The organism is Streptomyces sp. NPDC053665 (assembly GCF_055585285.1).
On sequence record NZ_JBVJKK010000004.1, the window covers coordinates 383,434 to 404,346 of the forward strand.

General features: G+C 75.5%; 3 protein-coding genes. All 3 read left to right on the forward strand.

The window, feature by feature from the left end:
- Nucleotides 1-7 precede the first annotated feature (7 nt).
- The 3 genes from ACZ6ZN_RS18765 (at nt 8) to ACZ6ZN_RS18775 (ending at nt 20,844) form a co-directional block, all read left to right on the forward strand.
- Nucleotides 8-19,927 (forward strand): non-ribosomal peptide synthase/polyketide synthase, encoded by a 19,920-nt coding sequence (locus tag ACZ6ZN_RS18765; RefSeq protein WP_469647543.1) that lies wholly within the window; start codon nt 8-10, stop codon nt 19,925-19,927.
- A gap of 107 nt (nt 19,928-20,034) precedes the next feature.
- The gene (locus ACZ6ZN_RS18770) at nt 20,035-20,238 is read left to right on the forward strand and encodes an MbtH family protein (protein WP_086171982.1); all 204 of its coding nucleotides are present in this window, start codon (nt 20,035-20,037) and stop codon (nt 20,236-20,238) included.
- A gap of 93 nt (nt 20,239-20,331) precedes the next feature.
- Nucleotides 20,332-20,844: a GNAT family N-acetyltransferase gene (locus ACZ6ZN_RS18775; protein ID WP_398111657.1), complete on the forward strand. Its 513-nt coding sequence runs from the start codon at nt 20,332-20,334 to the stop codon at nt 20,842-20,844.
- Nucleotides 20,845-20,913 lie beyond the last annotated feature (69 nt).

Here is a 20,913-nt window from a genome sequence, read left to right on the forward strand (position 1 = left end):
GACGACCATGACGTCTTCGAAGCGAAACCGCGCCGAGGCCCTGCCGCAGGACCTCCAGGAAGCACTCCGCCGCCGGCTGGCCGGACGGACCGCCCCGGGCACCCCCGGCGCCGCCCGGCAGGCCATCCCGCGCGCCGACCGCACCCGCCCGCTGCCGCTGTCCTTCGCCCAGCAGCGCCTGTGGTTCCTGGACCGGCTGCGCCCCGGCGACCCGCGCTACAACAGCGCCGTGGCGCTGCGCCTGACCGGCGCCCTCGACCGCACCGCCCTGGCCGCCGCGCTGGAGCACGTGGTGGCGCGGCACGAGGCGCTGCGCACCACGTTCGAGGAGCACGACGGCACCCCCGCGCAGACCGTGCACCCCGCCGGGCCGCTCCCGCTGCCCGTGCACGACCTCTCCGAAGAGGCCGGCGCCGGCCTGGAGGCGGCCCTGCTCGCCGAGTACGAGCGGCCCTTCGACCTGGAGGCCGGGCCGCTGCTGCGCGCCCTGCTCCTGCGGGAGGCACCCGGCGCGCACGTCCTGTTGCTGACGGCCCATCACATCGTCATCGACGGTTGGTCCATGGGCGTCGTGCTCGACGAGCTGATCACCGCCTACGACGCCCTCGCCCGGGGCGCGAGCCCGGCCCTGGCGCCGGTCGCCACGCAGTATCCGGACTTCGCCGTCTGGCAGCGCGAGCAGCTGTCCGGCGCCCGGCTGGAACGGCACCTGGCGTACTGGAAGGAGCACCTGTCCGGGGCGGTCGCGCCCGAACTGCCGCTGGACCGGCCCCGCCGCGGCGAGGAGTCCGGCGCGGGCGCCGTGCACACCTTCACCGTCCCCGCCGCCACCACCGCCCGGCTCAGGCAGCTCGCGGCCGACCGGCACACCACCCTGTTCACCGCCCTGGTCGCCGCCTGCCAGACCCTGCTGGCCCGCTGGTCCGGGCAGGACGACATCACCGTCGGCTCGCTCACCCCGGGGCGCGGCCGCACCGACCTGGAACGGGCCGTCGGGTTCTTCGTCAACACCGTCGCGCTGCGCACCCGCGTCGAGACCGGCGGCACCTTCCGGGAGCTGCTCACCGCCGCCGCGGACACCGTCAACGACGCCTTCGCGCACGGCGACACGCCGTTCGAGCGGCTGGTCGAGGCCGTCGGGGCGACCCGAGAGGCGGGCCGCAACCCCCTGTTCGACGTGATGGTCCTCCTGCACCCGGAACCGCCCACCGCGCCCGACCCGCACGGCCTGGCCGCCTCCCCGGTCGCCCTGCCCCGGCGGGCCGCCACCTTCGACCTGAGCGTGGAGTTCGTGCCCGACGGCGACGGGCTGACCGGCCTGCTGGAGTACCGCACCGACCTCTTCGACGCCGCTACGGCCGCCCGCATGGCGGACCAGCTGCTGCGCACGCTCGACGGCGCCGCCGCCGACCCCGACCGTCCGCTCGGCGCCCTGCCCCTGCTCTCGCCCGAGCAGGAACGGCAGATGACCCACGACTGGAACGCCACCGCGCTCACGGTCCCCGAGGAGACCCTGCCCGAGCTGTTCGCCCGGCAGGCGGCGCGCACCCCGGACGCCCTCGCTCTCGTCGCCGGTGACGTACGCCTCGACCACGCGACGCTCGACGCGCGCGCCGACCGCCTGGCCCGTCACCTCGTGTCGCGGGGAGCAGGTCCGGAGCGCCTGGTCGCCCTCCGGCTGCCGCGCACCGCCGACATGATCGTGGCGATCCTCGCCGTCTGGAAGGCCGGCGCCGGCTACCTGCCGCTGGACCCGGCGCTGCCCGAGGACCGGGTGCGGTTCCTCCTCGACGACGCGCGCCCCGCACTCGTCCTCGACGAGACCGCGCTCCGGGAGGCGTACGACGCGCAAGACGCCATCGCCGACGCCCCGTTGCCGCCCCCGCACCCCGACACCACCGCCTACGTCATCTACACCTCCGGCTCCACCGGCCGCCCCAAGGGCGTGACCGTGACACACCGGTCCGCGGCGAACCTCCTCGCGGGGCACCGCGAAGGCTTCGTCGCCGAGGCGGGCGGCGGACCCCTGCGGGTGGCGCTCACGGCCTCGTTCTCCTTCGACACCTCCCTGGAGGGCATGCTGCTGATGGCCGACGGCCATCCGCTGCACCTGGTCGACGAGACGACCCGGCTGGACGCCACCGCCCTGGTCGAGTACGTCGTCGAGCACCGCATCGACTTCCTCGACCTCACCCCCACCTACCTGCGCCAGCTGCTTCCCGCCGGGCTGCTCACCGACCCGCGCCACCACCCGCGCGTCCTCATGCTCGGCGGCGAGGCCGTCGGCCCCGCCCTGTGGCGGGAGCTGGCGGCGCGGCGGGACGTGGCCGCGTACAACTTCTACGGCCCCACCGAGTGCACCGTCGACGCGCTGGCCTGCCGGATCACCGGCGACGGCCGGCCGACCGTGGGCCGGCCGCTGCCCAACGTGCGCGCCTACGTCCTCGACGAGCGGCTGCGGCCCGTCCCGCCCGGCGTCGGCGGCGAGCTGTACCTGGCCGGTGTGCAACTGGCCCGCGGCTACAGCGGCCGGCCCGGACTGACCGCCGCGCGCTTCCTGCCCGACCCGTTCGGCCCGCCCGGCACCCGCATGTACCGCACCGGCGACCTGGCCCGCTGGGGCGCCGACGGGCGCCTGGACTACCTGGGGCGCGCCGACGACCAGGTCAAGGTGCGCGGCCACCGCATCGAACCCGGCGAGGTCGAGGCGGCCCTGACCGACCTGCCCGGGATCGCCGCCGCCGCGGTCGTCGCCGTCACCGACCCGCACGGCCACGTCCGGCTCGCCGCCTATCTCGTCCCCGCGGACCCCGAGGCCCGGCCCGTCCCGGGCGAGGTGCGGACGGCCCTGAGGCGGACGCTGCCCGACCACATGGTGCCGTCCTCCTTCACCGTGCTCGACGCCCTGCCGATGACCGTCAGCGGCAAGGTCGACCGGCGCGCCCTGCCCGCACCCGACTTCGAAGGGGCCGAGCAGGAGCGGGAGTTCGTCGCCCCGCGCACCCCCGAGGAGGAGACCCTCGCGCGCATCTGGACCGAGGTGCTGGGTGCGCGCCGGGTCGGCGTCACGGACAACTTCTTCGAGCTGGGCGGCGACTCCATCCTCAGCATCCAGGCGGTCTCCCGCGCCCGCGCGGCCGGGCTGCACCTGACCTCACGGGACGTCTTCCGCCACCAGACCGTCGCCGACCTCGCCGCCGCCGCGTCGGTGCGCACCGCGCAGGTGCCCGCGCCCCGGCGCCCCGCCGAGGAGGGCCCGGCGCCGCTCACCCCGGTCCAGGAGTGGTTCTTCGCCACCCACGGTTCGCTCAAGCACTTCAGCATGTCGATGCTGCTGGACCTGCCGCACGACCTCGACACCCCGGCGCTGGAGCGCGCCCTGGAGGCACTCGCCGCCCACCACCCGGCGCTGCGCACCCGGTTCGCCCGCTCGGGCGGCACCTGGCGGCAACACCCCGGCGAGGGCCCGGCCACCGGTCTGCTCACCCACCACGACCTCTCCGGCGCCGCCGACCCGGCGGCGGAGCGCGAACGGGCCGCCACGGCCGCCCGCGCCGCCCTCGACCCGGAGACCGGCGCCCTGCTCCGCGCCGCCCTGTTCACCCGCTCCGGCGAGCGGCCGCAACTCTTCGTCACCGCACACCACTTGGCCGTGGACAGCGTCTCCTGGCGGATCCTGCTCGCCGACCTCGCCGCCGCCTACCGGCAGGCCGCCGGGGGAGAGGCGATCAGGCTGGAGCCCGTCGCCACACCCTTCACCGACTGGGCCGCGCACCTCGCGCGCCGGGTCCGCGACGGCGACCTCGACGCCGACCTGCCGCACTGGACGGCCGAGGCCGCCGAGCCCCGCACCCCGCTGCCCTTGGACCGCCCCGGCACCCCGCTGGCCGGCTCGGTCCGCACCCTCGACGCCCGCGTGGACCGCGCCACCACCGAGGCGCTGCTGCGCCGGGTGCCCGCCGTCTACCGCACCCAGGTCAACGACGTGCTGCTCGGCGCGCTGAGCCGGGTCCTCGCCGACTGGACGGGCGCCGAGCGGGTGACCGTCCTGCTGGAAGGCCACGGCCGCGAGGACGACACGCTGGACCTGGCCCGCACGGTGGGCTGGTTCACCGCCCAGTACCCCGTCACCCTCGCGCCCGCGGGACCGTCCACGGCGCCCGACTGGGGCGCCACCCTCAAGGCGGTCAAGGAGCGGCTGCGGTCCGTGCCCCGGCACGGCCTGACGTACGAGGCCCTGGCCCGCCTCGGCTCGCCCGACCCCGCCGCCGGCGCCCTGAAGGACGTGCCGCTGCCGCAGATCAGCTTCAACTACCACGGCCAGTGGGAGGCCGCCGACGGCGGCGACTTCGCCCCGGCGGGCGAGACACCCGGCCGCGACATCGCCCCGGACACACCCCTGGACCACCTGCTGGACGTGTCCGCCGTGGTCACCGACGGCGAACTCCGCCTCACCTGGCACTACAGCGACCAGGTGCACGACGAGGCCACCGTCCGCGCCCTCGCCGACGGCATGACCGACGCGCTCACCGCGATCAGCGAGCACTGCGCCCTGCCCGGCGCCGGCGGCCGCACCCCGTCCGACTTCCCGCTGGCCCGCCTCGACCAGGACCGCCTGGACCGCCTCGTCGGCGACGGCCGCGACGTCGAGGATCTGCTGCCGCTCACCCCTCTCCAGGAGGGCATGCTCTTCCACCGGCTGGTCGGCGGCCCCGACGACGTCTACGTCGACCAGGCCGGGCTGGTCCTGGACGGCGTCGCCGACCCGCACGCCTTCGCCGTCGCCTGGCAGCGCGTCACCGACCGCACCCCGGCCCTGCGCACCCGCGTCGTCTGGGAGGACGTCCCCGTACCTCTCCAGGTCGTGCACCGCGACGTCCGGATGCCGGTCACCCACCTCGACTGGCGCGATCTGGACGAGGAGGAACGCGCCGAGCGCCTGGCCGAGCTGCGCGCCGACGACCTGGCGCGGGGCATCGACCTCGCCGCGGCGCCGCTGATGCGGCTGACCCTGGTCCGGCTGCCCGACGCCCGGATGCACCTGCTGTGGACCTCCCACCACCTGATCCTGGACGGCTGGAGCCTCGCCCAGGTGCTGACCGAGGTGTGCGAGGAGTACGCCGCGCTCACCGCGGGCGCCGAGGCCCGGCCGCCGCTGCGCCGCCCCTTCGGCGACTACGTGCGCTGGCTCGCCGACCAGGACCCCGACACGGCCCGCGCCCACTGGCAGAACGTCCTCGCCGGGTTCGCCGAACCCACCCCGCTGCCCGCCGACCGCCCCCTGCGCGAGGCCCACCAGGCCCGCTCCGCCGCCCTGCACACGGCCGGCCTGGACGCGCAGGCGTCGGCCCGCCTCGCGCGCACCGCCCGCGAAGCGGGACTCACCCTCAACACGGTCGTCCAGGGCGCCTGGGCGCTGCTGCTGTCCCGCTACGCCGCCCAGGACGACGTGCTGTTCGGCACGACCGTCTCCGGACGGCCCGACGACCTGCCCGGCGTCGAGTCGATGGTCGGCATGTTCATCAACACCGTGCCCACCCGCGTCCGCGTCGACCCCGCCCGCCCCGCCGGGGCCTGGCTGCGCGAACTCCAGGACGTGCAGGCCGAGTCGAGACGGTTCGCGGCCGCCTCGCTCGCCGAGCTGACGCAGCTGAGCGACGTGCCGTCCGGCAGCCCGCTCTTCCACAGCATGGTCGCCTTCGAGAACTACCCCTTCGACGAGGCCCGCACGGCCGGGATCCGCCTGGCCGAGGTGACCTCCCGCGACGCCACCAACTACCCCCTCGTCCTGCGCGCCTACCACGGCGAACGCCTCGGCTTCGACCTCGCCTACGACCCGGACCTGTTCGACGCGGCCACCGTCCGCGCCCTCGCCGGCCGGCTCTGCCTACTCTTGACCGGGCTCGCCGACGGCACCGACAAGCCGCTGCGCACCCTGACCTGGACGACGGCCGAGGAACGCCACCGGATCCTCACCGACTGGAACGGCACCGCCTCCGGCCGCCCCGCCGAGACCCTGGTGGACCTGTTCGAGGCACAGGCCGCCCGCACCCCCTGCGCCGTCGCCGTCACGTGCGGGGCCGAGCACCTGGACTACGCGACCCTCGACGCCCGCGCCGGCCGCCTCGCCCACCGGCTCGCCGAACTCGGCGCCGGCCCCGAGCGGTTCGTCGCCCTCGCCCTGCCCCGCTCCACCGACCAGGTCGTCGCGGTCCTGGCCGTGCTGAAGACCGGCGCCGCCTACCTGCCGATCGATCCGAACTCGCCCGCCGAACGCATAGCCCACCTCCTCACCGACGCGTCTCCCGTCACCCTGGTGACCACCACCGGCACCGCAGCCCGCGTCGACGGCACCGGTGTGCCCGTCGTCCTCCTCGACGCCCCGGACGAGGAAGCCGACCTGGCCCGGCGCCCGGCCACCGGACCCGAGCCGGCCCGCCGCCCCCTGCCGGAGAGTCCCGCCTACGCCATCTACACCTCCGGCTCCACCGGCCGCCCCAAGGGCGTCGTGATCCCGCACGCCAACGTGGTGCGGCTGTTCACCCGCACCCACCCGTGGTTCGACTTCGGCCCGGACGACGTGTGGACGCTGTTCCACTCCTACGCGTTCGACTTCTCCGTGTGGGAGCTGTGGGGCCCGCTGCTGCACGGCGGCCGGCTCGTCGTGGTGCCCGACGAGACCGCCCGCTCCCCGGAGGACTTCCTGCGGCTGCTCGCCGACGAAGGGGTCACCGTCCTCAACCAGACGCCGTCCGCGTTCTACCCACTGGTGCGCGCCGACGCCGAACACCCCGACACCGGTGCCCGCCTCGCCCTGCGCACGGTGGTCTTCGGAGGCGAGGCCCTCGACGTCGGCCGGCTCACCGACTGGTGGGCCCGCCACCCGGCCGACACGCCGCGCCTGGTCAACATGTACGGCATCACCGAGACCACCGTGCACGTCACCCACGCCCCGCTGGACCCCGCCACCGCCGCGCACGGCCCCGCCAGCCCCATCGGCGTCGCGATACCCGACCTGCGGGTCTACGTGCTCGACGCGGACCTGGCCCCCCTGCCGCCGGGCGCGACCGGCGAGTTGTACGTCGCGGGGGAGGGCCTGGCCCGCGGCTACCTGGGCCGCCCCGGCCTGACCGCCACCCGGTTCCTCGCCGACCCGTTCGGCCCGGCAGGCAGCCGCATGTACCGCACCGGCGACCGCGCGAAGTGGCGGCCCGACGGCACCCTGGAGTACCTGGGCCGCGCGGACGCCCAGGTGAAGATCCGCGGCTACCGCATCGAGCCCGGCGAGATCGAGGCCGCCCTGCACGCCCACCCCGGTGTCGCCGACACCGCCGTCGGCGTGTTCGAGGACGCCTCCGGCACCCGCCGTCTGGTGGCGCACGTCGTCGGCACCGGTGGCGCGACACCCCCGGCGGCCGAGCTGCGCGCCCACCTGGAACGGCTGCTGCCCGCCCACATGGTGCCCGCCGCCTACGTCCCGATGGACGCCCTCCCGCTCACCGTCAACGGCAAGCTCGACCGGCGCGCCCTGCCCGCCCCGACGGCGGACGGCTACGCCGCCGGTACCGACCGGACCGCACCGCGCACCCCGGCCGAACGGGCCGTCGCCGCCGCCTGGTCCGATGTCCTCGGCGTCGAGGAGGTGCACGCCGGGGACGACTTCTTCGCGCTCGGCGGCGACTCCATCCTCGCCGTCCGCGTCACCGCCCGGCTGCGCGCCGCGTTCGGCCCCGACGTGTCCCCACGCGTGCTGTTCACCCACAGCACCGTGTCCGCGCTCGCCGCCGAACTGGGCGAGCCGGTGGGTGACGCCTCCGCCGCATCCGCCGACGCGATCCCGGCGACCGCACCGCAGACCCCGGCGCCGCTGTCGTACGCCCAGCAACGCCTGTGGTTCCTCGACCGGTTCGAGCCCGGCGGCACCGAGTACACGACGCTGTCCGTGCTGCGCCTGCGCGGCCCGCTCGACGAACGAGCCCTGCGCACCGCCCTGGACGGCCTCGTCGCCCGCCACGAGTCCCTGCGCACCACCTTCTCGGAGCAGGACGGACAGCCCCGGCAGGTGGTGCACCCGCCGCACCCGGCCGCCCTGACCGTGGACGACCTCGGCGCAGCCCCCGATCCGCAGACCGCGCTGGAGGCAGTGCTGGAGCATGAGGCCGCCACACCGTTCGACCTGGCGGCCGGGCCGCTGCTGCGCGCCCGCCTGGCCCGCATCGCGGACGACGAGCACGTCCTGGCCCTCGCCGTCCACCACATCGTCACCGACGGCTGGTCCCTCGGCGTCCTCGGCCGGGACCTCGGCGAGCTGTACGCGGCCGCCCACGAGGGCCGCGACCCCGAACTCCCCGGCCTGCCCGTGCGCTACGCCGACCACGCCACCTGGCAGCGCGCCCGCACCGACCAGGTCGAGCGGCAACTCGCCCACTGGCGCGAGCGGCTGGCCGGCGTGCCGCCGCTGGAGCTGCCGACCGACCGGCCGCGTCCCGCCGTCCGCAGCCGCGACGGCGCGCTCGTGACCTTCACGCTGCCCGCCGAGCTGACCGACCGGCTGCGCGAGCGGGGCCGGGAGGCCGACGCCACCCTCTACATGACCCTCCTCGCCGGCTGCACGGTCCTGCTGTCCCGCTGGGCCGACCAGGACGACTTCGCCCTCGGCACCGTCACCGCGGGCCGCGAGCGCCCCGAACTGCACGACGTCGTCGGCATGTTCGTCAACACCCTGGTGCTGCGCAACGAGGTCCGGCCCGGCACGTCGTTCCGCGCGCTGCTGGAGCAGGTGCGCGGCACCGTCCTGGACGCCTTCGCCCACCAGGACGTGCCCTTCGAACGACTGGTGGACGCCCTCCAGCCCGAACGCGACACCAGCCGCACCCCCCTGTTCCAAGTCATGGTCGCCCTGCACAACCTGGGCGCCGAGGCACCCGAACTGCCCGGCCTGGACGCCGAGCCGCTCCTGCCGCCGGTCCGGCACGCCACCTTCGACCTTGCCTTCGACTTCGTCGAGGGCGACGACGGCGTCACCGGGCACCTGGAGTACGACACCGGCCTGTTCGACGAGGACACCGTCCGCGGCCTGGCCGCCCGCCTGCGCCTGCTGCTGGAGGCGGCGGTGCGGGAACCGGACCGCGACGTACGGGCGCTGGAGCTGATGACCGCCGACGAACGGCGGCAGGTGCTCCACGACGGGCAGGGCGCCCACCTCGCCGTCCCGGACACCACCTTCCCCGCTTTGTTCGAGGCCCAGGCGGCCCGCACCCCGCACGCCACCGCGCTGGTCGCCCGCGACGCCACCCTCGACTTCGCCGCCCTCAACGACCGCGCGAACCGGCTCGCCCACCACCTGCTGGCCCTGGGCGCCGGACCCGAGCGGGTCGTCGCCGTCCGGCTGCCGCGCACCTCCGAGCTGGTGGTCGCGGTCCTCGCCGTCGCCAAGTCCGGCGGCACCCTGCTCCACCTCGACCCCGATCTGCCCGCCGAACGCGCCGCCGGGATCCTCCAGGACGCCGACCCGCGCGTCGTGCTCACCGCCGACACGCTGCGCGCCACCCCGTGGGACCGGCTGCCCGCCCACGACCCCACCGACCGCGACCGCCCGGCCCCCCTGCTCCCGCAGCACGCCGCGTACATGATCTACACCTCCGGCTCCACCGGCCGCCCCAAGGGCGTCGTCGTGGAACACCGCCACCTGGTCAACCTCTGCCACGACCACCGCGAGGGGCTCGTCGCCCCGCACACCGCGGACGGGCGGCGGCTGCGCGCCGCGCTCAGCGCCTCGTTCTCCTTCGACACCTCCTGGGAGGGCCCGCTGCTGCTCGCCCTCGGCCAGGAGGTGCACCTCATCGACGAGGACGTGCGCCTGGACCCCGAGGCGTTCTGCGCGCAGATCGCCGACCGGAACCTGGACCTGGTCAACGTCACCCCGTCCTTCCTGCGCGAACTCCTCGCAGCGGGCCTGCTGGCCCCCGGCCGCCATCACCCCCGCGTCCTGCTCGTCGGCGGCGAGGCGACCGGCCCCGAGACCTGGCGCGAGCTGTGCGCCGCCGCCGAACTCGGCGTCACCGCCTACAACATGTACGGCCCCACCGAGTGCACCGTCGACGCCACCTACGGCCGCGTCACCGACCGCCCCGACCGGCCGGTCATCGGACGGCCCGGCGCCAACCTGCGCGCCTACGTCCTCGATGGCGCCCTGCGCCCGGTGCCGCCCGGCACTCCCGGCGAGCTGTACCTCGCCGGCGCCCAGGTCGCCCGCGGCTACCTGAACCGCCCCGGCCTGACCGCCGCGCGGTTCCTCGCCGACCCGTTCGGCGCGCCGGGGGAGCGGATGTACCGCACCGGCGACCGCGCTCGCCGCGACGCCCGGGGACTGCTGGAGTTCCTGGGCCGCGCCGACGAACAGATCAAGATCCGCGGCTTCCGCATCGAACCCGGCGAGATCGAGGCCGCACTGCTCGCCCACCCGGGCGTCGCCGACGCCGTCGTCACGGCACGCGAGCACGCGGGCCGCCTGATGCTCGTGGCCTACCTCGTGCCCACCGGGGACACCGCCCCGGACGCCGACGAACTGCGCCTCGCCCTCCGCCGCACCCTGCCGGACCACATGGTCCCAGCGGCGTTCGTGCCGCTGACCCGGATCCCGCGCACCACCAGCGGCAAGACCGACCGGCGTGCCCTGCCCGCCCCGCCCGCGCAGCCCGACACCACCGCCGGCTACGTGGCGCCCCGCCCCGGCACCGAACAGACGCTGGCCACGATCTGGGCCGATGTCCTGCGCGTCGAACGGGTCGGCGCGCGCGACAACTTCTTCGCGCTCGGCGGCGACTCGATCCTCAGCATCCAGATCGTCTCCCGGGCCCGCCAGGCCGGTCTCGCGCTGACCACCAAGGACGTCTTCCGCCATCAGACCGTCGCCGAACTCGCCCTGCGCGTCACCGAGTTCGCGCCCGTCACCACCGACACCACCGCCCCCGCCGAGGCCCCGCTCACCCCCATCCAGCACTGGTACCTCGACGGCCGCGCCCCCGGCGACCCGCTGCGCTTCACCATGTCCCAGCGCCTCGAACTCGCCCCCGGCACCGACCTGTCCGCCCTGCGCACCGCCGTGGACGCCGTCGTGGGCCACCACCCCGCGCTGCGCACCCGCTTCCGCCGCACCGAGGACGGCTGGCGCCAGGAGGTCCTGCCCGGCGTCCCGGACGGCACCGTCACCCTGCACGACGTGACCGGCCTCGACGGCCCCGCCCTGGAGACCGAGGCGGCCCGCCTCGCGGACGAGGCCCGCGCCGCCCTCGACCCCACCGAGGGCCGGACGGCGCGCGTTCTCCTCCTCGACCGAGGTCCGCACGCCGCAGCCCAACTCCTATTCATCGTGCACCACTTGGCCGTCGACGGCGTCTCCTGGCGGATCCTCCTGGCCGACCTGGAGGCCGCCCACCGGCAGGCCGCCGCCGGACAGCCCGTCGAGCTGCCGCCGGCCACCACCGCCTACGGCCACTGGGCGGCGCGGCTGGAGGCCCACACCCGCTCCGGCGCCCTGGACGGCGACCTCGCCCACTGGCGGCGCACCGCCGAGGCCCCCGCCGACCTGCCCGCGGGCCGTCCCGGACCCAACACCCACGGCACCGCCGCCACGGTCACCGTGGAACTGGAGCCGGAGACCACCGACGCCCTGCTGCGCCAGGTCCCCGAGGTCTACCGCACCCAGGTCAACGACGTCCTGCTCAGCGCCCTCGGCCGCACCCTGGCCCGCTGGTGCGGACGCGACCGCGTGCTGGTCGGCGTGGAGGGCCACGGCCGCGAGGACCTCTTCGACGACCTGGACCTGTCCCGGACGGTCGGCTGGTTCACCGCCGAGTTCCCGCTCGCGCTGACCGTCGCCGCCGACGCCGGCTGGCACGACACCCTCCGCTCGGTCAAGGAGCAGCTGCGCGCCGTGCCCCTGCACGGCCTGAGCCACGGCGCCCTGCGCCACCTGCTGCCCGACAGCCCGCTGGTCGGCGCCCCGGCACCCCGGATCGGCTTCAACTACCACGGCCAGTGGGACGCCGACGCGGGCGGCAGCGGCCTGTACGCCGCCGCCCTGCCCCCGGCCGGCTCCGACACCGACCCCGACGCCCCCCGGCCCTACCTGCTGGACATCACCGGCGTGGTGCAGGACGGCCGGCTCGAACTCGGCTGGACCTACCCGCCGGCCGTCTACGACGAGGCCACCGTCCGCACCCTCGCCGAGGAGATGTGCGCGGCGCTGCGCGAGATAGCGGCCCACTGCGCCCGCCCCGACGCGGGCGGCCGCACCCCGTCCGACTTCCCGCTGGCCGGGCTCGGCCAACCGGAGCTGGACCGCCTCGTGGGCGACGGCCGGCACGTGGCCGACGTCCTGCCGCTCACCCCGTTGCAGGCCGGCATGCTCTTCCACGGCCTGGTGGACACGGCGGGCGCCTACTCCGACCGCGTGGCCGTCCGCCTGTCCGGCGTGAGTGACCCGCGGCGCTTCGCCGCCGCCTGGCAGCAGGTCGCCGACCGCACCGAGGCCCTGCGCACCAGCGTCCACTGGCAGGGCCTGCCGCACCCCGTGCAGGTCGTCCACCGGCAGGTCGAGCTGCCCGTCACCCACCTGGACTGGCGACACCTCACGTCCGAGGAGCGCGCGACGGCCACCGAGGACCTGCTGGCCGCCGACCGCGCCACCGGCATGGACCTGACCACCGCACCCCTCACCCGCATCACCCTGGCCGCGCTGCCCGGCGACGAGGTCCTGCTGCTGTGGTCCTCCCACCACCTGATCCTGGACGGCTGGAGCACCGGCCAGCTGCTCACCGAGGTGTGCGAGCGCTACGCCGCCCTCACCGGCGGCCGGGCGGCCCCCGCACCGGTCAGGCGCCCGTTCGCCGACTTCCTGCGCTGGCTGCACGACCAGGACGAGGCCGCCGCCGAGACCCACTGGACCGACACCCTCGCCGGCTTCACCGTCCGCACCCCGCTGCCCTACGACCGCACGCCGGCCGAGGAGCACCGCGCCCGCGCCGCCGCCCTCACCAGCCGGCGACTGGACGAGAGCCTGTCGGCGCGGCTGCGGCAGAGCGCCGCCCGGGCCGGACTCACGGTGAACACCGTCATCGAGGGCGCCTGGGCGCTGCTCCTGGCCCGCCACAGCGGACGCGACGACGTCGTGTTCGGCACCACCGTTTCCGGGCGCCCGGCCGAACTGCCCGGCGTGGAGTCGATGATCGGCATGTTCATCAACACCGTGCCCACCCGCGTCCGAGTCACGGGCAGGGGAGCGGCGTCCTGGCTGCGCGCGGTGCAGGAGCACCAGAGCGACACCCGCCGCTTCGACCACCTCGCCCTGCCCCGCATCCAGGCGCTGAGCGAGATCCCGGCCGGCGAGGCGCTGTTCGACAGCATGGTGGTGTTCGAGAACTACCCCGTCGACGAGTCCGCCACCGCCCGCACGGGCGTCCAGGTCGAGGAGGTGCGCGCCGAGGACGCGCCCACCTTCCCGCTGTGCCTGCGCGCCCACCTCGGCGACCGCCTCGGCCTCGACCTCGCCTACGACGACGGCCTGTTCGACACGGACACCGCCGAACGCCTCGCGGACCGCCTCACGGTCGTCCTGCGCGCCCTCGCCGACGCCCTGAAGACCGATACGGATGTGACCGGCCTGGAGGCGCTGACCGAGGACGACCGCGCCCTGCTGGACCGGTGGAACACCACCGCCCGCCGGGCCGAACCCAGCAGCCCCGTCGCCCTGTTCGCCGAGCAGGCCCGCCGCACCCCCGAAGCGCCCGCCCTGCGCGACGGCGACACACACCTGACGTACCGTCAACTCGACGAGTGGTCCGACGCGGTGGCTTCCCGGCTGCTCGCCGGTGGACTGCGCGCCGAGGACCGGGTGGCCCTGCTGATGGACCGCGGCGCCGAACTCGTCGTCGCCCAGCTCGCCGTCCTCAAGGCCGGCGGCGCCTACGTGCCCGTGGACGCCCGCGCCCCCGAGGACCGGCGCCGCACGCTGATCGAACGCGCGGGCGCGACCGTCCGGTTGTCCGCAGACGACGTCACCGCCGCCCGCACCCCCGTGCCGGACGCGCCCCCCGCCGTACCCGCGGACCCCGACCGGCTCGCCTACGTGATGTTCACCTCCGGATCGACGGGCGAGCCGAAGGCGGTCGCCGTACGCCATCGCGACGTGGCCGCCCTGGCCACCGACGGCCGCTTCACCGGCGGCGTGTGCGACCGGGTGCTGCTGCACTCCCCGGTGGCCTTCGACGCCGCCACCTTCGAGGTGTGGGCGCCGCTGCTCACCGGCGGGTGCGTCGTCGTCGCTCCCACGCGGCCGCTGGACGCCGCGCTGCTGCGGCAGCTGGTCCGCGACACCGGCCTGAGCGCGCTGTGGCTGACCGCCGGCCTGTTCCGGCTCCTCGCGCAGGACGCCCCGGACTGCTTCACCGGACTGCGCCAGGTCTGGACCGGCGGCGACGTCGTACCGGCCGCCGCCGTACGCCGCGTCCTGGCCGCCTGCCCGGACCTGACCGTCGTCGACGGCTACGGCCCCACCGAGACGACGACGTTCGCCACGTCGTTCGCCCTCACCGACGCGGCCGCCGTCCCGGACACCGTGCCCATCGGCCACCCGCTCGACGACATGCGCGTCCACGTCCTCGACGGCCGGCTGCGGCCCGTGCCTCCCGGCTGCGCCGGTGAGCTGTACCTCGCCGGCGAGGGTGTGGCTCGCGGTTACCTGGGCCGCCCCGGGGACACCGCGGCCCGCTTCCTCGCCGACCCGGCCGGCCCGGCCGGCAGCCGCATGTACCGCACCGGCGACCTGGTCCGCCGCCGCCCCGACGGCACCGTGGAGTTCCTCGGCCGCGCCGACGACCAGGTGAAGATCCGCGGCTTCCGCGTCGAGCCGGGTGAGGTCGAGGCGGTCCTCGCGGGCCACCCCGGCGTCACCGACGTGACGGTGCTGGCCCGCGAGGACCGGCCCGGCAGCCGCCGCCTGGTGGCCTACGTGGTCGGCACCGAAGACATCTCCGCCCTGCGGGAGTTCGCCCGGAGCTCCCTGCCGGACTACCTCGTGCCGTCGGCGTTCGTCGTCCTGCCCGCGCTGCCGCTCAGCCGCAACGGCAAGGTCGACCGGGCGGCCCTGCCCGTGCCGGAACCCGTGAGCGGCGCGTCGCAAGGCGAGCGGGCCGAGCCGCGCACCGACGCGGAGCGCCGCACGGTGGAGATCTTCGCCGACGTCCTGTCCGTGCCGCGCCCCGGCGTGCGGGACGACTTCTTCCAGCTGGGCGGTGACTCCATCCTCAGCATCCGGCTGGCCGTCCGCCTGGCCGAGGCGTTCGGCACCGAACTGTCCCCGCGCGCGGTGTTCACCCACCCGACCCCCGAGGCCCTCGCCGCCCTGCTCACCGAGGAACGCCCCGCCGACTCCGCCCCCGTCGCGATCCGCCCGGTCACCCGGGACACGCCCGCCCCGATGTCGTACGCCCAGCAACGCCTCTGGTTCCTGGAGGAGTTCGCGCCGGGATCCGGCGAGTACGTCACCGCGCTGGCCCTGCGGCTGCGCGGCCGGCTCGACGTGCCCGCCCTCACCGCGGCCCTGCGCGCCCTGATCGAGCGGCACGAGGCGCTGCGCACCACCTTCGACGCGGTCGACGGCCACGGTGTACAGATCGTCCACCCGGCCGGGGACGTGCCGCTGACCCTGCACGACCTCTCGCAGCTCACGGGCGGCGAACGCGACGCCCTGCTCGCGGAGCTGCTGGACGCCGAACGCGCCCGCACCTTCGACCTGCGGCGCGGCCCGCTCCTGCACACGGGCCTGATCAGGCTCGCGGACGACGAGCACGTCCTGACGCTGACCCTGCACCACATCGTCACCGACGGCTGGTCCACCGGCGTGCTCACGGGCGACCTCGCCCACTTCTACCGCACCGAACTGGGCGCGCAGACAGGCGCGTTGCCGCCGCTGCCGGTGCAGTACGCCGACTACGCGCACTGGCAGCGCGGACGCGGCACGGACGATCACCTCACGTACTGGAAGGAGCACCTGGCCGGGCTGGAGACGCTGGACCTGCCCACCGACCGGCCCCGTCCGGCCGTGCGCACCCATCACGGCGCCTCCGTACGGCTCTCCCTGCCCCGCGAGACGACCCGCCGCCTCGCCCGGGTGGGCCGCGACCGGCAGGCGACCCTGTTCACCACCCTCGTCGCCGCCGCCCAGGCCTACCTGGCCCGGCTGACCGGCGGTGAGGACATCACCGTCGGCACGGTCACCTCCGGCCGCGACCGCGCCGAGGTCCAGCACCTCGTCGGGTTCTTCGTGAACACGCTCGTGCTGCGCTCGCGCGTCAGGCCCGACCGCCCGTTCCTCGAGTTCCTCGACGAGGTCCGCGGCACCGTCCTGGACGCCTTCGCCCACCAGGAGGCGCAGTTCGAGCAGGTCGTGGACGAGGTCCAGCCGGTCCGCGACACCAGTCGCACCCCGCTGTTCCAGGTCATGGTCGTCCTCCAGAACGCCCCGGCCGCCGCCCTCGACCTGCCCGGCCTGGAGGTCACCGACGTCGACAGCGAGCTGCGGCACGCCGCGTTCGACCTCACCCTGGAGTTCGCCGAGACCGGCACCGGCGAACTGCACGGCGTCCTCACCTACAACACCGACCTGTTCGACACGGCCACCGTCGAACGCATGGCCGACCAGCTCGGCACCCTGCTGACCGCCGTCGCCGAGAACCCCGACCGGCCCCTGGGCGCCCTGCCCCTCGCCACCGACGAGACCCTCAAGGCCGTGCTCGACCAGGGCCGCGCCACCGCCCGGCCGATCCCGGCGGCGACCCTGCCCGAGCTGTTCGAACGACAGGCCGCCCACACCCCCGACGCCGTCGCCCTGGCCGACGCCGACGGCCGGGAGCTGACGTACGCGCACGTCGAACGCGCCGCCAACCGGCTGGCCCATCACCTCATCGCCCGGGGCGTGGGACCCGAGCGGATCGTGGCGCTGGCCCTGCCCCGCAGCGCGGAGACGGTCGTGGCGCAGCTCGCCGTCACCAAGGCCGGCGGCGCCTTCCTGCCCGTCGACCCCGACTACCCGCAGCAGCGCCGGGAGTTCATGCTCCGCGACGCCGGCGCCTGGCTCGTCCTGGACGACCCGGCCGCCGTGCGGGACGCCGACGGCCCGGACACCGCGCCCACGGACGCCGACCGCACCTCCCCGCTGACCGTCGACCACCCGGCCTACGTGATCTACACGTCCGGCTCCACCGGCACCCCCAAGGGCGTCACGGTGACGCACCGCGGCCTCGCCGCCTTCGCCGCGGGGGCCGCCGAGCGCTACGACGCGGGCCCCGGCGACCGGGTCCTGCAGTTCGCCTCACCCAGCTTCGACGCCTCGGTGCTGGAGCTGTGCGTGTCCCTGCTCAGCGGAGCCACCCTGCTCACCGGGGAGGAGGGCCCTCTCGTCGGCGAACGCCTCGCCGAGACCCTCGCGGGGCGGCGCGTCAGCCACACCCTCATCCCGCCGGCCGCCCTCGCGACGGTCGACCCGCAGGCCGCCGACACCATGCCGCACCTGCGCACCCTCATCGTCGGCGCCGAGGCCTGCCCCGCCCACCTCGTCGAACGGTGGGCCCCCGGCCGGCGGATGATCAACTCGTACGGTCCGACCGAGGCCACCGTCGTCGCCACCTGGACCGGCCCGCTCACCCCGGGCGCGGGCGCCCCGCCCATCGGGCGCCCGGCCGCCGCCACCCGCGTCCACGTCCTCGACGCCGCCCTGCGCCCCGTCCCGCCCGGCGTCACCGGCGACCTCTACGTGTCCGGACCCGGCCTGGCCCGCGGCTACCTCCACCGGCCCGGCCTGACCGCGTCCCGCTTCGTCGCCGACCCGTTCGGCGCCTCCGGCGAGCGCATGTACCGCACGGGTGACCGCGCCCGCTGGGACGCGAACGGCGACCTGCGCTTCGCCGGACGCGCCGACGCCCAGCTCAAACTGCGCGGCTTCCGCATCGAACCCGGCGAGATCGAGAGCGCGCTGCGCGGCAGCCCGCTGGTGCGCGACGCGGTGGTCACCGTCCGCGCCGGCGGCAGCGACCCGGACGGCCGCTCCGGCGCCCGGCTGGTCGCCTACCTCGTCCCCGCCGACGGCAGCCCGGACACCCTGCCGGTGCCCGAGCTGCGCGACCACCTCGCCGGACTGCTCCCGGCGCACATGATCCCCTCGGCGTTCGTGCCGCTGGAACGGCTGCCGCTCACCCCGAACGGCAAGACCGACCGCAACGCGCTCCCCGAACCCGGGCCCGCGCACACCGCCACCGGCCCGCACACGCCGCCGCGCACCGACACCGAACGCCGCATCGCCCGCATCTGGGCCGACGTCCTCGGCGTGGCCGACGTCGGGGCGCACGACAACTTCTTCCACCTCGGCGGCGACTCCATCCTCAGCATGCAGGTCGTCTCCCGGCTGCGGCGCGACGGGCTGCACCTGACGACCCGTGACCTCTTCACCCACCAGACCCTCGCCGAACTGGCCGGCGTGGTCACCGCCGCGCCCCTGCACGCCGGGGACGAAGCGGTGAGCGGGGAGGTGCCGCTCACCCCCATCCAGGACTGGTTCCTGAGCAGCCCGCGCGCCAGCCACGCCCACTTCAACCAGTCCCTGCTGGTGGAACTCGCCCCCGGCGTGGACGCCACCGCGCTGGAGACGGCACTGAACGCCCTGCTCGACCACCACGACGCCCTGCGCATGCGCTTCACCGCCGGCCAGGACGGCTGGCGCCAGTTCAACCCGCCGCCGGCCGACACCGACCGCGGCGGGCTCCTGATCCGTCACGACCTCGGCGGACGCACCTCCGCCGACGCCGACGCGGCGATGGAGAAGGCCGCCGACGCCCTGCACACCGGATTCGACCTCGCGCGCGGCCCACTGCTCCGTGCGGCCCTGTTCACCGGCGCCGCCGACCGGCCGGACCTCCTGCTCCTGGTCGGTCACCACCTGGTCGTGGACGCCGTGTCCTGGCGCATCCTGCGCGACGACCTGGAGGCCGCCTACCGGCAGGCCGTCCAGGGCGAAGCGGTCACACTGGGCGAACGCACCACGTCCTTCCGCGACTGGTCCCGCGGTCTCGCCGCACACGTCGCCTCCGGAGCCCTCGATCACGAACTGCCCTACTGGGAACGCGCGGTGGACACCGAGCCGCTCCCGTCCGAAACGCCGGAGGGACCCGGCACCGGCGCCGTCGACACCCTCACCGTCGAACTGGACGAGGCGGACACCGAGGCGCTGCTGCGCGCCGCGCCGACCGCCTACCGCACCCGTGTCAACGACGTGCTCCTCGCCGCCCTCGCCCTCGCCCTGGCCCGCTGGACCGGCCGCGAGGAGGTCCGCCTCGACATGGAGGGACACGGCCGCGAGGACGTCCTCGACGACGTCGACCTGACCCGCACGGTCGGCTGGTTCACCACCGTCCACCCGGTCGCCCTCCAGGTCCCCGACCCCGCCGACCCGGGTCCCGACCGCGACTGGCGCACCCTGGTGAAGTCGGTACGCCGCCAGCTGCGCGCCGTACCCGGCAACGGCCTCGGCTTCGGCGCGCTGCGCACCTTCGGCCCGCCCGAGGTGCGCGAGCGCCTGGGACGCGCCGGACAGGGGCAGGTCGTCTTCAACTACCTCGGACAGTGGGACTCCCGCCCGGAGAACCCCGGGGACGGCCTGGTCCGCGCCGAGCACGGCTCGTTCGGACGGCACCACGACCCACGCGACAGCGGCTCCCACCCGCTGGAGATCGTCGGCGCCGTCCAGCGCGGCCGGCTGTCCTTCACCTGGCACCACCGGCCCGCCCTGCACGCCACCGACACCGTGCGCCGGGTCGCCGAGGACTTCGCCCGGGCGCTGCGCCACATCGCCCACCACGCCCGCGAGCGCCGGTGACCCCCCGCCCCGTGGGCCGTGCCCCACCGCCGGCACCCCCGGACCGACCCGCCCCCGACCGCACCACCACCCACCCGTACCGGACCCAGAGAGCGAGACCGACAGACATGGACGAGAACACCCGCTACCAGGTGCTGCGCAACGACGAGGACCAGTACTCGCTGTGGCCCGTCGACATCGAGGTGCCCGCCGGCTGGCAGCCCGTCGGCAAGGAGGGCACCGAGGCCGAGTGCTCCGCCTACGTCGACGAGGTCTGGACCGACATGCGCCCGCGCAGTCTGCGGGAGCGCATGGAGAACGCCGAAGCCTGACGCACCAGCGCGGGACCGGGCCGGGGCGCGCCCTGCGGCGACACGCCCCGGCCCGGCCCCGCCCGCCCGGCCCGCAACTCCCGAGGAGCCCTCATGACGCCGGTCCTGCACACCGAACGACTCACCTTCCGCCCCTACCGACCCGAGGACGAGGACCACTTCGTGGAGCTGCTGCGCGACGAGGAGGTCTGCCGCTGGATGGGCCAGGACCGCGTGCCCGAGGCGGACATCCGCACGCTGTTCCGCGCCATCCTCACCGACGTCTACCCCAAGCGGATGTTCGACGTGTGGGGGATCTGGGAGTCGGAGACGTTCATCGGGCACGCGGAGGTGAAGAAGACGGGCAACGTCGACGGACACGAACTGATCGCCGCCCTGGCGCCCCCCTACTGGGGCCGGGGCCTGGGCACCGAGGTGGTCCGCGGACTGCTGCGTCACGCCGCCGACAACCTCGGCCTGAAGGAGGCCTACGGCATGGTCGGCGCCGACAACGCGGCCAGTCTCGCGATGTGCCGGCGCCTGGGCTTCCGGCATGTGCGCGACGTGACCGGCGACGACGGGAAGGTGACCCGGATGGTGGTGATCCCGACGACGGAACGGGACTGACCGGCGGCCCCGAGGGACCGCCGACCCCGGTGCCCCGCCGAGGCCGGCCGGGGTCCCCCGAGGTATCCG